This window comes from Pseudomonas sp. GXZC, from assembly GCF_026967615.1.
GTDB classification, from domain to species: domain Bacteria; phylum Pseudomonadota; class Gammaproteobacteria; order Pseudomonadales; family Pseudomonadaceae; genus Aquipseudomonas; species Aquipseudomonas azotoformans_A.
Genome location: NZ_CP114115.1, coordinates 959,561 through 973,557 on the forward strand (window position 1 = coordinate 959,561; position 13,997 = coordinate 973,557).

The 13,997-nt window shown below is 61.3% G+C and carries 14 protein-coding genes; 2 read left to right on the forward strand and 12 right to left on the reverse strand.

Annotated features, from left to right (window positions below):
• Positions 1 to 37 precede the first annotated feature (37 nt).
• The 11 genes from OZ428_RS04450 to OZ428_RS04500 form a co-directional block, all read right to left on the reverse strand.
• Positions 38 to 517: a DUF2878 domain-containing protein gene (locus OZ428_RS04450; RefSeq protein ID WP_269132808.1), complete on the reverse strand. Its 480-nt coding sequence runs from the start codon at positions 515 to 517 to the stop codon at positions 38 to 40.
• A complete protein-coding gene (locus tag OZ428_RS04455; protein WP_038845762.1) occupies positions 510 to 1,781 on the reverse strand; it encodes an SAM-dependent methyltransferase in 1,272 nt (423 codons plus the stop codon). Before OZ428_RS04455 ends, OZ428_RS04450 begins: the two co-directional genes overlap by 8 nt.
• Positions 1,768 to 2,577, reverse strand: a complete 810-nt coding sequence (locus OZ428_RS04460; protein ID WP_177111368.1) for a DUF1365 domain-containing protein — start codon at positions 2,575 to 2,577, stop codon at positions 1,768 to 1,770. Before OZ428_RS04460 ends, OZ428_RS04455 begins: the two co-directional genes overlap by 14 nt.
• Positions 2,574 to 3,821 (reverse strand): NAD(P)/FAD-dependent oxidoreductase, encoded by a 1,248-nt coding sequence (locus tag OZ428_RS04465; RefSeq protein ID WP_269132809.1) that lies wholly within the window; start codon positions 3,819 to 3,821, stop codon positions 2,574 to 2,576. The genes OZ428_RS04460 and OZ428_RS04465 overlap by 4 nt, the downstream gene beginning before the upstream one ends.
• Complete coding sequence (locus OZ428_RS04470) at positions 3,818 to 4,600, reverse strand: SDR family NAD(P)-dependent oxidoreductase (protein ID WP_133074806.1); 783 nt, start codon at positions 4,598 to 4,600, stop codon at positions 3,818 to 3,820. The genes OZ428_RS04465 and OZ428_RS04470 overlap by 4 nt, the downstream gene beginning before the upstream one ends.
• Positions 4,597 to 5,019, reverse strand: a complete 423-nt coding sequence (locus OZ428_RS04475; RefSeq protein ID WP_033896974.1) for a nuclear transport factor 2 family protein — start codon at positions 5,017 to 5,019, stop codon at positions 4,597 to 4,599. Before OZ428_RS04475 ends, OZ428_RS04470 begins: the two co-directional genes overlap by 4 nt.
• The gene (gene phrB, locus OZ428_RS04480; protein WP_269132810.1) at positions 5,012 to 6,457 is read right to left on the reverse strand and encodes a deoxyribodipyrimidine photo-lyase; all 1,446 of its coding nucleotides are present in this window, start codon (positions 6,455 to 6,457) and stop codon (positions 5,012 to 5,014) included. The genes OZ428_RS04475 and phrB overlap by 8 nt, the downstream gene beginning before the upstream one ends.
• A complete protein-coding gene (locus tag OZ428_RS04485) occupies positions 6,458 to 7,387 on the reverse strand; it encodes a MerR family transcriptional regulator (protein ID WP_133074804.1) in 930 nt (309 codons plus the stop codon).
• 3 nt (positions 7,388 to 7,390) lie between these two features.
• Positions 7,391 to 8,347 (reverse strand): YbgA family protein, encoded by a 957-nt coding sequence (locus tag OZ428_RS04490; RefSeq protein ID WP_269132811.1) that lies wholly within the window; start codon positions 8,345 to 8,347, stop codon positions 7,391 to 7,393.
• Between the two features lie 113 nt (positions 8,348 to 8,460).
• Positions 8,461 to 8,676, reverse strand: a complete 216-nt coding sequence (locus OZ428_RS04495) for a TIGR02450 family Trp-rich protein (protein WP_269132812.1) — start codon at positions 8,674 to 8,676, stop codon at positions 8,461 to 8,463.
• A complete protein-coding gene (locus OZ428_RS04500; RefSeq protein ID WP_016977058.1) occupies positions 8,673 to 9,659 on the reverse strand; it encodes an NAD(P)/FAD-dependent oxidoreductase in 987 nt (328 codons plus the stop codon). Before OZ428_RS04500 ends, OZ428_RS04495 begins: the two co-directional genes overlap by 4 nt.
• Before the next feature lie 197 nt (positions 9,660 to 9,856).
• Between OZ428_RS04500 and OZ428_RS04505 the strand changes: the two genes are divergently transcribed.
• Together OZ428_RS04505 and hemH are read left to right on the forward strand one after the other, a co-directional pair.
• A complete protein-coding gene (locus tag OZ428_RS04505; protein ID WP_133074802.1) occupies positions 9,857 to 10,756 on the forward strand; it encodes a TIGR01777 family oxidoreductase in 900 nt (299 codons plus the stop codon).
• A 14-nt stretch (positions 10,757 to 10,770) separates the two neighbouring features.
• On the forward strand, positions 10,771 to 11,796 hold the full coding sequence (gene hemH / locus OZ428_RS04510) for a ferrochelatase (RefSeq protein WP_269132813.1): 1,026 nt from the start codon (positions 10,771 to 10,773) through the stop codon (positions 11,794 to 11,796).
• On the opposite strand, the gene OZ428_RS04515 is transcribed toward hemH, so the two are convergent.
• Positions 11,791 to 13,887: a TonB-dependent siderophore receptor gene (locus OZ428_RS04515; RefSeq protein WP_269132814.1), complete on the reverse strand. Its 2,097-nt coding sequence runs from the start codon at positions 13,885 to 13,887 to the stop codon at positions 11,791 to 11,793. The genes hemH and OZ428_RS04515 overlap by 6 nt on opposite strands.
• Positions 13,888 to 13,997 lie beyond the last annotated feature (110 nt).

The window sequence follows — 13,997 nt, forward strand, 5'->3', positions numbered from 1 at the left end:
CAAGCGGGTGACGCAGGTGTGAAACGACTGACAGGCGTCAGCGCGCCAGCCGGTGCAGGCCTACAAACACCGCCGCCCACAGCAGCGCCAGTAAGGCCATCGTGGGGGTGAGGCCGAAACCGAACTGTACGTCGGCCAATTGGCTACCGGCATAGTAAGAGAGCGGGCCGCCCACTGCGCCGAGTACAGCCGCACGCCACCAGGGGCGAGCGCTCCAGGCCAAACAATGGCGCAACGTGGTCGCCAGCAACGCCCATAACAGGATCAGCCAGAAGGGAATCATCGGGCCCGGTTCAGTGAAATGAAACACGCCCAGCGTGCGCAACGCCGTATCCAGCAGGGTGCCCACTACCGTTACGCTGAGGATCAGCCTGCCGTCTTCAGCCCAAGAACTTATCCACAGCAGATGAATGGCGAGTACGGCCAGCCCCACCAGTAGCCACGCGCTGTCACCGCCGAGCACACACGCAAACCAACCGCACTGAAACAGCACGGCGTTGGCCAGCGTCTTAAGCACTGAAGCGTCCGAGTAGCGGCGGGTTGATCGCGGACGGTTTGGCCAGCAGCAATTGCGCGGTGCCGATGGTGCGCTCCATAAAGCCACCTTCGCAGTAGCACAGGTAAAACTCCCACAGCCGCAGGAAGTATTCGTCGTAGCCCAATTCTGCAAGGCGGCCGTGGGCGCGGCGAAAGTTCTCATGCCACAGGCGCAAGGTTCGCGCGTAGTGCAGGCCAAAATCTTCCATGTGCAGCAAGTTCATATCGGTGTCGCGGCTGACGATCTGCAGCATTTTTTGCACACAGGGCAGGGCACCGCCCGGAAAGATGTAGCGTTGGATAAAGTCGACGTTGGTTTTGGCCTGCTCGTAGCGTTGGTCACGAATGGTGATGGCTTGCAGCAGCATCAGGCCGTCGCTCTTGAGCAGGTGCGCGCACTGTTTGAAGTAGGTCGGCAGAAAGCGATGGCCCACCGCCTCGATCATCTCGATGGACACCAGCTTGTCATACTGGCCAGTAAGGTCGCGGTAATCCTGCAACAGCAGCGTGACCTGGTCCTGCAAGCCCAAGGCTGCGATGCGTTTTTCGGTGTAGGCAAACTGCTCCTTGGACAAGGTCGTGGTGGTGACCTTGCAGCCATAATGCTGCGCGGCATACAGCGCCATGCTGCCCCAGCCCGTGCCGATCTCCAGCAAGTGGTCGCTCGGCTTGAGCGCCAGCTTCTGGCAGATGCGCTCCAGCTTGTTCAGTTGCGCCTGCTCCAAAGTGTCGTCGGCGGTCAGGAATTGCGCCGCCGAGTACATCATGGTCGGGTCGAGGAATTCTTCGAACAGGTCATTGCCCAGGTCGTAGTGGGCGGCGATATTTTTCTGCGATCCCTTGCGTGTATTGCGGTTGAGCCAGTGCAGGCCCTGGGTGAACGGACGGGCCAGGCGAGCGAGGCCGCCTTCCATCGCGTCGAGCACGTCGAGGTTGCTGACCATCACGCGAACCACTGCCGTCAGGTCCGGGCTGCTCCAGTAACCGTGGATAAATGCCTCACCGGCGCCGATAGAACCGTTGGCTGCCACCAGGCCCCACACGGCCGAATCAAGGATCTGGATTTCGCCCAGCAGGTGCGCTTCGCGTGCGCCGAAGACTTGCCGCTCGCCGTCCTCGATCACCACCAACTGGCCATGGCGCAGTTGGCTGAGTTGACGCAGCACGGCCTTGCGCAGCAGCGCGGCGGTCATGCCGTTGACGTTCAGGCGATGGGTCTTGACCGATAAGCTAGGGGATTTCATGGCGGCGATCCTTGGTGTACCCGACTGCGGTGCGAGAGGCGCCATCGGCGGCCCGGTGGGAAAAAATCGGTGTGCGTTTGAGCAACAGGCGCAGGGCCTGCCAGTAGATCGCGAGGCAGGTCTTGGCGGTCATCCAGGGAAAACGCCATAGGTAGCGGTGCAGGCTGGCGCGGTTGAGCGTTTCTTTTTGCAGGCTCAAGGTCGCATCGAAGACTTTCAGTTCGCCCTGCCAATCGGCCATATGCACGCCGAGTCTGGCGTCGGGCGGGCTGAAGCTCATGCGGTATTCCAGGTCGCGTGGCAAGAATGGCGACACATGGAAGGCCTTGGCCACGGCGAAGTGTTGGTGCTCCTCCGCAGCCAGGGCCTGGGCCGGCAGCACGTAGTGATAACGCTCGCGCCATGGGGTGTTGGTCACTTCACACAGGATCGCGGCCAGACGTCCGTCGGCCTCGAAGCAGTAGAAGAAACTCACGGGATTAAAAGCCAGGCCCCAACTGCGAGCCTGGGTCAGTAGGCAGATAACGCCCTGGGGTGTACGCCCCAGTGCCTTGCCGACTTCCTGGCGCACCGCATCGCTCAAACTCATGCCGGTGCGCGTCAATTCACGCAGGTAGTCCTGCTGGCGAAAACCGAAGGGCGCCAGGCGGCTACGCCCGGCCAGGGGCGAAAGGCCAAGCACTTCGTGTTCTTCGCTCAAATCCAGGTACAGCAAGCCAATGCGGTAGCGAAAGGCATGGGCCTTGGGCGCAAACCGGCGATGGGCAATCCAGCCGCTGTACAGGGCGCTGTTCACAGGGTTTCCCCAAAGGCTTGGGCCACGTGCAGCGCGCTGACCACGCCGTCTTCGTGAAAACCGTTGGCCCAATAGGCGCCGCAATAAAAGGTATTGCGCACGCCCGAAATTTCTTCCCGACGCCCTTGGGCGGCCACCGCCGCCAGACTGTATTGCGGGTGGGCGTAGGTGTAGCGGGCGAGCACCTTCAGCGGGTTGATCATCGGCGTCTGGTTGAGGCTGACGCAAAAGGTGGTGGCGCTGTCGATGCCTTGCAGGATGTTCATGTCATAAGTCACGGCCGCCTGCTTCTGCGCATTGCCGCTCAGCCGGTAGTTCCAACTGGCCCAGGCCAGTTTGCGGTCGGGCAGCAGACGGGTATCGGTGTGCAGCACCACGTCGTTGTCGGCATAGGGCAGGGCGCCGAGGATGTCTTGTTCGGCCTGGCTCGGGTCGGCCAATAACGCCAGGGCTTGGTCGCTGTGACAGGCGAAGACCACGCGATCGAATGCCTCACTGCCGGCCAGGCTGTGGATAACCACGCCGTCGTCGCTGCGCTCGACGTTATGCACAGGGCAATTGAGGCGGATCTGTTCACGAAAGCTGCGGGTCAGCGGTTCGATGTAGCGGCTGGAGCCCCCCTCGATCACGCACCATTGCGGGCGGTTGCTCACTGACAGCAAACCGTGGTTCTTGAAGAAACGCACGAAGAACTGCAAGGGGAAACCCAGCATGTCGGCCAGGGACATCGACCAGATCGCCGCGCCCATCGGTACGATGTAATGGCGGATAAACCGCTCGCCATAACCGTTGGCGTCGAGGTAGTCGCCCAGGGTCATCTCAGCGCTGATGCGCTGTTCCTGCAGGTCGAGCGGCGCGTGGCGATTGAAGCGCAATATGTCACGCAGCATGCCCCAGAACCCCGGCGACAAAATATTGCGACGCTGGGCAAACAAGCTGTTGAGGTTATTGCCGTTGTATTCGAACCGAGTGTTTTCGTCGCACACCGAAAAGCTCATCTCGGTGGGTTTGAACGTCACCCCGATCTGCCCCAACAGGCGGATGAAGTTGGGGTAGGTCCAGTCGTTGAATACGATGAAGCCCGTATCCACCGCATAGCTTTTACCCTCGACGGTCACGTTGACCGTGTGTGTATGCCCGCCGATGCGGTCGCCCGCTTCGAACAGCGTGATCTCATGCCGGCGGCTGAGCAGGTAGGCACTGGTCAGCCCCGCGATGCCGCTGCCGATGATGGCGATCTTCACAGGTCGTCCTTCTTCGGCGGTGGGCTGCGCAGCATGCGCTTGCCGATGACCAACTGCGCACGATTCGGCAGTTTCGACAGCGGCCAGAGGGCGGCAATGAACAGCGCGGGAAAGGCAATCTCCAGAGGACGCTTTTCCAGCTTGTTGAAGATATGCTTCGCAGCCTTGTCGGCCGGCCAACTGAGTGGCATCGGGAAGTCATTGCGTTCGGTGAGCGGCGTGTCGACAAACCCCGGGCTGATCACTGTAACGTCGATATTTTCCGGCGACAGGCTGATGCGCAAGGATTCGAACAGGTAGCGCAGGCCGGCCTTCGACGCACCGTAGGCTTCGGCGCGGGGCATCGGCAGGTAGGTCACGGCGCTGGCGACTCCCACCAGGTGCGGCGTGTGCCCTGCGCGCAGCAGTGGCAGCGCGGCTTCGATGCAATAACTGCTGGCCAGCAGGTTGGTGCGCACCACGTGCTCGATGATCGATGAATCAAACTGCCGTGCGTCCACGTACTCACAGGTGCCGGCGTTGAGGATCACGGTGTCCAGCGAACCCCAGACCACACCTATATGCTCGCCGATCTCGCGCACGGTCTGGCTGTTGGTCAGGTCGCCCGCGACTACCAGTACTTGGCCGGGATAACGCTGCGCGAGCGCTTCCAAAGGCCCTTTGGTGCGGGAACTCAGCGCTACATGGGCGCCGCTGTTGAGCAACTCCACGGCCAGCGCGGCACCAATGCCACTGCTGGCGCCGGTCAGCCAATAACGACGGGGCACTGTGCTGCTCATCCCATTCTCCTTTTCAGCCAACTGATGACGCTGCCCAATACGGGCAGGTGTTCGTACAGCAGGGCGCCGGCGTCGAAGTAATCTCGATGACGGTACACCTTGTCACGCCACATCAGGTGCGAGCAGCCTTCCACGCGGATGACCTTGCCGCCCGCCAGGCGCGGGTGGCAGAAGCTCATTTTCCAGCGCAGGTAACCTTCGCCTTCGGCCACCTGGTCGAAGCCGTGGAAGTCGAAGCGCAGTTGGCTGACGTTGCTGTACAGCTCTGCGAAGTAGCGGTGCAGGGCGGGCAGGCCGTGGACTTCGTGCAGCGGGTCGGCAAAGGCGATGTCCGGGCTGTACAGGTTGTCGAGCAAATGCAGGTTGTGCTTGTCGAGCGTGGCGAACGCCTGGGCGAATCGGCGCAGGAAATCACTCATGTTCGCCCCCGACAGCTTGGCGCGAAGGTAGGCTGCGGAAGGCGGCCAGGGCGCGTTCGCGGGATTTTTTCAGGTCGACAATCGAACGCGGGTAGTCGGCCACGCCGAACAAGCCGCCGACGGCTTCGGGGTTGTGCACTTCTTTTTTATTCAGCGCGGCCAACTCCGGCAGCCAGTGCTTGATGAAAATGCCTTCGCTGTCGAATTTCTCCGACTGACTCAACGGGCTGAATATCCGGAAGTACGGTGCCGAATCAGTGCCGGTGGACGAGCTCCACTGCCAGCCGCCGTTGTTGGCAGCGAGGTCGCCATCGATCAAGTGGCGCATGAAGAAACGCTCGCCTTCGCGCCAGTCGATCAGCAGGTTCTTGGTCAGGAACATCGCCACCACCATGCGCAGGCGGTTGTGCATCCAGCCGGTTTCCAGCAGTTGGCGCATGGCGGCGTCGATGATCGGCAAGCCGGTGCGCGCTTCCTGCCAGGCGGCGAGGTCCTTGGGCGCATTGCGCCAAGCCACGGCTTCGGTTTCGGGGCGGAATGCGCGATGGCGTGAGACCCGTGGGTAACCCACCAGGATGTGCTTGTAGAACTCGCGCCAGAGCAACTCGTTGATCCAGGTGATGGCGCCCATGTCGCCACTTTCGAACTCGCCGCCGTTGGTTTGCAGCGCGGCATGCAGGCACTGGCGCGGCGAAACCACGCCCGCCGCGAGGTAGGCGGAGAGCTGGCTGGTGCCGGGCTTGGCGGGGAAGTCGCGCTCGTCCTTGTAGTAGCTGATTTGCTGGTCGGCGAAGGCGTCGAGGCGACGTCGGGCTTCGTCTTCACCGGCAGGCCAGAGGGCGCGCAGTGCTTCGCTGGGTGGTTCGAAACCATCGACCGTGTTCGGCACGGGATCGCTTTTGAGCTTGATCGGTGCCTGGGCTTTTGGTGCTGCGACCGTGCGCGGCAGAGCGCTGTGCAGGCGCGTGTAGCAAACCTTGCGGAACTGGCTGAACACCTGGAAATACGTGCCCGTCTTGGTCAACACGCTACCGGGCTGGAAGAACAGTTGATCGAGGTAGCTGTGGAAGGTCACGCCATCGGCCTCCAGGGCCTTGGACACAGCCGCATCCCGACGACTTTCGTGGATGCCGTATTCCTCGTTGACGTGGACCGACTCAACCGACAGTTCACGGCACAGTTTGCTCAATACGTCGGGCGCCTGATCCCAGGTGGCCGCAGTGCGAATCAGCAGGGGGATGTTCCGTGCGCCCAGCGTCTTGCTCAGGTCTTGCAGGTTACGTAGCCAAAAGTCGACTTTGCACGGCGCATCGTCGTGGGCGAGCCATTGTTGCGGCGTGATCAGGTACACGGCGGCAATCGGGCCCCGCTGGCTCGCGGCGGCCAGGGCAGTGTTGTCGTGTAGGCGCAGGTCGGTGCGCAGCCAGATCAAATGCATTTAAACGAGTCCACGCTGGATCAATAGCTGGTGGGCCGACAACAGCTCTTCGGCGACGAACAAATCAGGGATGTCCTGGGTTAATACGGTCAACTCGGCCTGGTGGATGCATACCGTTGGTCCGACCATCAATTTTGGGCAACTGACGCCACTCAAAAGTTTTGCGAAAGCCGACAGGTGGAGCGCCTTGCTCGAATACAGCAGCACCGCGCGCGGTTGCAGGTGTTCCACCGCAAGGGCCAGCTCACCGGCAGGCAGCGGCCAGTCGAACACTTCCACCGGGCAATCGGCGCTGCTGGCGAGCCAGGCGCTGAGCCACAGGTGCGGCTCCAAGGGCAGGTCGGATTGATTCACCAGCAGCAGCGGCGCGCCATGCAGCTGGCGATTGTTGTGATAGATGCGCGCACCAAACTTGCTACGCAGCCAGGACAGGAAAAACACCCGCTCCATCTGTGCGCCGAACTGGCCTTGCCAGCGTTGTTCCAACTCCTGCAGCAATGGCAGCAGCAGTTGCTCGCACAGTGTGCGCGGCGGGTATAGCGCCATGGCTTGGTTGAAGGCGTCATCCACCCGGCGCTCGGCCAATTCGCTGATGGACTGCACAAGGCTCTGGCGCAGGGTGTGCCATTCGTTTTCCACGGCATCGGGAACGCTGAGTGCTGAGTCGATCAGGCCTTTGACCTGACTCACTGGCACGCCGCGATTAAGCCAGGTGAGGATGGTGTGGATGCGTTGTACATGTTCGGCGCTGAACAACCGATGGCCCTTGGGCGTGCGCTGGGGCACGATTAGGCCATAGCGGCGTTCCCAGGCGCGCAGGGTCACGGCGTTGACGCCGGTCTGGCGCGCCACCTCGCGGATCGGCAGCCAGCCGTCTTCGAGGGCTTGGGCGATGTCTTCGCCGGGTTCGTCTTGCAGGGCAGCTTTCATGGGCTAGATCGCATTTCGCAGGCTGAGGTTTTCCGGGTGCGGTTGCAGGTAGGCCTGCTGCGCGATGTAGCGGTCCGGGTGTTGGCGAAAGTGGTGCTTGAGCAGGGTCAGTGGCACCACCAGCGGCACGATGCCTTGGCGGTACTGGCCGATGACGGTCTGCATTTCCTGCTTGTCGTCGGCACTGATGACTTGTTTGAGGTAACCGCTGATGTGTTGCAGCACATTGGTGTGGGTGCCGCGGGTGGCGCATTGGCTCAGGCCGGTCATCAGGTCGCTGAAGTAACAGGCGGCCAATTCGAGGTGGGTCTCTTTGGTCATGCTGCCCAGCAGGTGGCCGAGGCTTTTGTAGTGCGCCGGGCTGTGGGCCATCAACAGGTATTTGTAGCGTGAATGGAAGGCCAGTAGGCGGTGGCGGGTCAGCCCTTCAGCCAACAGCTGTTGCCAATCGGCGTAGACGAAGACGCGGGTCAGGAAGTTTTCCCGCAGCACCGGGTCATTCAATCGACCGTCTTCTTCCACCGGCAGATTGGGGTGACGCGCGCAAAAGGCTTGGGCGTAGATGCCGCGCCCACCACCGTCGACTGGGGTGCCGTTGTCGCGGTAGACCTTGACCCGTTCCAGGCCGCACGACGGTGACTTCTGCATGAAGATGTAACCACACAGATCGGTGTGTTCCGACGCCATCTGCTGGCCGTAATCGTCCAGCGGCTGGGTGACGTTCAGTTCACGGTGTACCGTGCCGACGGCTTGCGGGTGGGCTGGGTCGCCCACCAGGCGGATCGGTTCGCGGGGAATGCCCAGGCCGATGGCGACCTCGGGGCACAACGGCACGAAGTCGAAATAGTCGGCGAGGGTCTGGCTGCACAGCAGGGATTGTTTATGGCCGCCGTTGAAGCGCACGTTTTCGCCCAGGAGGCAGGCGCTGATGGCGATCTTTGGTTTGGTGGTGCTGGACATAAACGAACCTCTGCAAGATTCCTGTACAAGGCTGAAATCTTGTACAACTAAATCCCATCATAGATTCGATGCTGTACAAGTCAAATTTTTTGTACAAGTTTTTTGCAGGCCCCTTATTTCCAGCCGATTTTCCAAGCGTCGGCGTTTTGCAGGGTTTGCCAGGCGAAGCGTTCGGCGCGTCGGGTCATGACGGCTTGCAGTTCGATTTCCAGCACGACACCTTCTTCATCCCGAAACAGTTCGGTGACCAAAAAGTATTTTTCTTTGTTGCGAGGATGAGCTGCTGTCCATTTCGACAGCAGCAATTTAGCCGGATTGATGCGGTTCATTGCAGGTGTTCGATCAAGCGTCGCGCGGCTTCCTGGCCACTGAGCCAGGCCCCTTCGACGCGGCCCGACAGGCACCAGTCGCCACACACGTACAAGCCCAGGTCGGCATCGGCGAGCACGCCGAATTCGTGGCTGCTGGACGGTCGCGCATAGAGCCAGCGGTGCGCCAGGCTGAACGACGGCGCGGGCATGGCGCTGTGCAGCAATTCGGCGAAGGCGCCGTGCAGGTGCTCGATCACCGCCTCCTTGGGCAGGTCCAGGTGGGCCTTGCTCCACGTGCTGGTGGCGTGCAGTACCCAGGTGTCGAGGTGGGTGTCACGTCCCGGTTTGCTGCGGTTACGCGCGAGCCAATCGAGGGGGCTGTCTTGCACGAAACAGCCCTCCATCGGCGTATCCAGGGGCTTGTCGAACGCCAGGGCGATGGCCCAGGTCGGGTCCATTTTCACGCCGGCGGCGGCACTGGCCAGCTTGGGGGCGGCGGCCAGCAGGGCGGTGGCCTGGGGCGCTGGGGTAGCGATGATCACGTGGCTGAACGGGCCGTGGTTTTCGCCGTCGGCATCCAGCAGGTTCCAGTGTTGCTTGCCCTGGAATACCTCAGTGATGCGGCAACCGAACGCCACTGGCAGGTCGTCGAGCAGGGCGCGGGTGATCGCGCTCATACGCGGCGTGCCGACCCAGCGGATCTGTTCATCGGGGGAGGGCGTCAGCTGGCCGGACTTGAAGTTGTACAGCTGGGGTTTCCATTGCTCGGCCCAGCCATTGCTTTGCCAGCGTTGCACTTCGTTGACGAAGCGCCGGTCGCGTGCGGTGAAGTATTGTGCGCCCATGTCCAGGGAACCGGCATCGCTGCGCTTGCTGGACATGCGGCCACCACTGCCGCGGCTTTTATCGAAGAGTTGTACAACGTGCCCCGCGTCTCGTAACGCTCGGGCGGCGGAGAGACCGGCGATGCCGGTGCCGATGATCGCGATGGGAACAGTCATGGGAGGCCTCGTTTTACCGTTGGGTACAGACTACGCCGACACCAATAGCTGTACAATATTGTTTTTTGGTATAAGTTTTGGCTTACCTGTTCTTACGGCGTGACCTATTGTTAAAGCAGAGGCTTAATCCAACGTTACGCCCGCTGCTTATAAAATAGACCAGTGAGGGGCGGCGAACGTTACATGAGGAAGATCCCATGCACATTTTGCTGACCGGCGGTACTGGCCTGATCGGCCGCCAACTCTGCCAGCACTGGCTTGCGCAGGGGCATCGGCTGACGGTGTGGAGTCGTCAGCCGGAACAGGTTGCCAAGCGATGCGGCGCTCAAGTCGCAGGCGTCGAACACCTGCAACAGGTGATCGGCCCGGTGGATGCGGTCATTAACCTGGCCGGCGCGCCCATTGCTGATCGCCCCTGGACCCACAAGCGCAAGGCGTTGTTGTGGAGCAGCCGCATCAGTCTGACTGAAACCTTGCTGGCATGGCTTGAAAGTCTGGAGCAAAAACCAGCGGTGTTGATTTCCGGTTCAGCGGTCGGCTGGTACGGCGACGGCGGCGAGCGGGAATTGACCGAAGCCAGCGGCCCGGTGCAGGACGATTTCCCCAGCCAGTTGTGTATCGCCTGGGAAGAAACCGCCCAGCGCGCCGAAGCCTTGGGCATTCGTGTCGTGTTGGTGCGGACCGGCCTGGTGCTGGCAGCCGAGGGCGGCTTTTTGTCGCGGCTGTTGCTGCCCTTCAAACTGGCGCTGGGCGGGCCGATTGGCAATGGTCGGCAGTGGATGCCGTGGGTGCATATCCAGGATCAAATCGCCCTGATTGATTTTCTTCTGCACAAGCCGGATGCCCGTGGTCCTTATAATGCCTGCGCGCCACACCCAGTACGCAATCGCGAATTTGCGAAAACCCTGGGCCAGGTGCTGCACCGTCCAGCGTTCATGCCGATGCCGGCCTTTGCATTGAAGGTGGGCCTGGGCGAGTTGTCTGGCCTGTTGCTGGGTGGGCAGAAGGCGGTGCCCGAACGCTTGCTGGCCGCCGGTTTCACTTTCCAGTTCACTGAGTTGCGCGCGGCCTTGGACGACTTGTCCAGCCGCCTCTAGAGATAGGATGTTGCATGACGGATCACGCGTTGTTACTGGTCAACCTGGGCTCGCCAAAGTCCACTTCGGTGGCCGATGTGCGCAGTTACCTCAATCAGTTCCTGATGGACCCTTATGTGATCGACCTGCCGTGGCCGGTGCGGCGCTTGCTGGTGTCGCTGATCCTGATCAAGCGCCCCGAGCAGTCGGCCCACGCCTACGCGTCCATCTGGTGGGATGAAGGTTCGCCGTTGGTAGTACTCAGTCGTCGTTTGCAGCAGCAGATGACTTCGCAGTGGACCCAAGGCCCGGTGGAGTTGGCGATGCGCTATGGCGAGCCGTCCATTGAAACTGTGCTGACAAGCCTCGCCGCCCAAGGCATCCGCAAAGTGACCTTGGCGCCGTTGTACCCGCAGTTTGCCGACAGCACCGTGACCACGGTGATTGAAGAGGCCAAGCGGGTTGTACGTGATAAGAAGCTGAGCGTGCAGTTCTCGATCTTGCAGCCGTTCTACGACCAGCCGGAATACCTCGACGCCCTCGCGGCGAGTGTCCGCTCTTATGTGGAACAGGATTACGATCACCTGCTGCTGAGCTTCCACGGCCTGCCTGAGCGTCATCTGACCAAACTCGACCCGACAGGCCAGCATTGCTTCAAGGATGCCGACTGCTGCAAGAACGCCTCGCCTGAGGTGTTGAAAACCTGCTACCGCGCGCAATGCTTCAGCGTCGCTCGCGATTTCGCCGAGCGACTGGGCTTGCCGGAGGGCAAGTGGTCGGTGGCGTTCCAATCGCGTCTAGGTCGGGCGAAGTGGATCGAACCCTACACTGAAGCCCGCCTCGAGGCGTTGGCCCAGCAAGGCGTGAAAAAGCTGCTGGTGATGTGCCCGGCGTTCGTTGCCGATTGCATCGAAACGCTGGAGGAAATCGGCGATCGCGGGTTGGAGCAGTTCCGTGAAGCCGGGGGCGAGGAATTGGTGCTGGTGCCGTGCCTGAATGATGACCCGCAGTGGGCGAAGGCGCTCAATACCTTATGTGAAAGAGCGCCGGGGTCCCTATAGGCTCAGCGTCAAACTGACGGTTAGATTGCGCGGCTCACCGGGGTTGATCCAATAGTTGCTGTAGGACCGCTCGTAGTACTTCTCATCAAACAGGTTGTTGAGGTTCAGGCCCACGGTGACGTTCTCCGTGGCCTTGTAATGCGCCAGCAGATCGACCGTGTGATAGGCCGGCAGCTCGAAATTCGTGCCGGCCTCACCGGAACGATCGCCCACATACGTGAACGCCGCGCCCAGGTCCGAGCCGCGCAACGCGCCATCCTGAAACTCATACACGCCCAAAAGACTGCCGCTGCGCTTGGCCACGCCAAGGATGCGGCTGCCGGCCGGAATGGCTTTGTCGCCTTTGGTTACTTCGGCGTCGATGTAGGCAAAGGCGCCAATCACCCGTACCGCATCGGTCACTTGCCCGGTCAGTTGCAGGTCAAAACCCTGGCTGCGCGCCTTGCCCACGGCGCGGTTGAGGTTGGTGGCCGGGTCCAGGGTCAGCACGTTTTCCTTTTCGATATGGAAGGCGGCGAGGGTGGCGCTGAGGCGATCGTCGAACAGCTCGCTCTTGATTCCTACTTCATAGCCCACGCCTTCTTCGGGCTTGAAGGATTTGTTGTTGGCGTCCAGGCCGCTGTTGGGCTTGAACGATGTGGAGGCGTTGGCAAACACCCCGACCTGCGGTGTGAGCTGATAGAGCAGGCCGGCGCGTTGGGTAAAAGCGTCGTGGGTCTGCTGGCTCTTGGCGTGGTTGCGGGTGAAGTCGTCGATGCTCTGTTCGAAATGCTCGAAGCGCGCACCGAGCATGCCGCGCAGGCGGTCGGTGAAGATGATCTGGTCCTGCAGGTTCAGCGCGTGGCTTTTGGTCTGTTCGAAGAAGTCGGTACCCGAGCGCGCGCCATTGGGTTTGGGCTGGCCGTAGACAGGGCGGTAGATATCGATGGCATACGGGCTACCGGCGATAGCGGTCACGCGCTCCTTCTTGCGGTAGTCCTCGTATTCAGTGCCGACCAGCAATTCGTGCTGCCAACTGCCAATGTCGAACAGGCCGCGCAGTTCCAGCTGGGTAATGCTGTCGTGCCAACCCGTCGAGCGTTCGCGGTAGCGGCGGTTGATCGTATGGCCGTCGGCGTTCAGTGCGCGGTTTTCCGAGGCGTCACCCCAGAGGCTGCCTTGCTTGTAGTGGCTGGCCAGGCGCAGTTTCCAGGCGTCGTTGAGGTGGTGCTCGAGGGTCGCCTGAAGGCGGTTGTTGTGGTTGTCGATATCGCCATCGTTGGGTTCGCCGAGGAAGGTGGAGCGGGATATACCGGGGGCGTCGACGATGCCACGGTCGAAGGTGGAGCTGTGGCGCACGAATTCGCTTTCCACCAGCAGGCTGGTGTCCGGGTCCAACTGCCAACTGAACGAAGGCGCGACGAATACCCGCTTGCTCTGCACGTGGTCGCGGAAGCTGTGGTTGTCTTCCACTGCCAGGTTGACCCGTGTCAGTACCTTGCCTTCGCTGTCCAGCGGGGTGTTGACGTCCACGGCGGTGCGATAACGGTCCCAACTGCCGGCGCTGGTTTGCAGGGTGGTGAAGGCTTCAGGCTGGGGCTTCTTGGTGACGATGTTCACGGTGCCGCCCGGATCGCCGCGCCCGTAGAGGCTGGCGGCGGGGCCCTTGAGCACTTCGATGCGTTCGATGTTCGCCGCGTCCGGTGTGCTCGGGTAGCCACGGTTGGCGCTGAAACCATCCTGATAGAACTCCGACGTGGTGAAGCCGCGCACGCTGTATTCGTAGAGGGTCAGGCCACCGAAGTTGTTCTGCTTGGACACGCCACCGGCAAACTCCAGGGCGCGTTCTACGTTGGTGCTGCCCAGGTCCTTGAGCACCGTGGCGGGAATTACGCTGATGGATTGCGGGATGTCACGAATCGCGGTGTCGGTCTTTGTCGCGCTGGCCGAGCGGGTGGCGCGATAGCCTTTGACGGGGCCGGTGGCAGACTCATAAGCGTCGGTGGTGACGCTGATGGTATCGAGTTCCAGGGTGTTGTCTTCGGCGTAGGCGGGGTCGAGCAGCAAACCCAAGGCCAGGCCAGCCAAGGGGGCGATTCTTCGAGACGGCATGATAGAGCGTTCCAATAGCGATATTGAAACAATATAACATGCCAAATGAGAATGGATTGCCTTGAAACATCAACTTACAGGTGCCCGCGAATGGGCACCTGGACGAGGCG

Bases quoted from the DNA above. Each gene is read 5' to 3' on its own strand.
- OZ428_RS04500 (WP_016977058.1), bottom strand. From the start codon at position 9,659: ATGACTGTTCCCATCGCGATCATCGGCACCGGCATCGCCGGTCTCTCC.
- OZ428_RS04485 (WP_133074804.1), bottom strand. From the start codon at position 7,387: ATGAAAGCTGCCCTGCAAGACGAACCCGGCGAAGACATCGCCCAAGCC.
- hemH (WP_269132813.1), top strand. From the start codon at position 10,771: ATGACGGATCACGCGTTGTTACTGGTCAACCTGGGCTCGCCAAAGTCC.
- phrB (WP_269132810.1), bottom strand. From the start codon at position 6,457: ATGCATTTGATCTGGCTGCGCACCGACCTGCGCCTACACGACAACACT.
- OZ428_RS04490 (WP_269132811.1), bottom strand. From the start codon at position 8,347: ATGTCCAGCACCACCAAACCAAAGATCGCCATCAGCGCCTGCCTCCTG.
- OZ428_RS04470 (WP_133074806.1), bottom strand. From the start codon at position 4,600: ATGAGCAGCACAGTGCCCCGTCGTTATTGGCTGACCGGCGCCAGCAGT.
- OZ428_RS04495 (WP_269132812.1), bottom strand. From the start codon at position 8,676: ATGAACCGCATCAATCCGGCTAAATTGCTGCTGTCGAAATGGACAGCA.
- OZ428_RS04455 (WP_038845762.1), bottom strand. From the start codon at position 1,781: ATGAAATCCCCTAGCTTATCGGTCAAGACCCATCGCCTGAACGTCAAC.
- OZ428_RS04475 (WP_033896974.1), bottom strand. From the start codon at position 5,019: ATGAGTGATTTCCTGCGCCGATTCGCCCAGGCGTTCGCCACGCTCGAC.
- OZ428_RS04515 (WP_269132814.1), bottom strand. From the start codon at position 13,887: ATGCCGTCTCGAAGAATCGCCCCCTTGGCTGGCCTGGCCTTGGGTTTG.
- OZ428_RS04505 (WP_133074802.1), top strand. From the start codon at position 9,857: ATGCACATTTTGCTGACCGGCGGTACTGGCCTGATCGGCCGCCAACTC.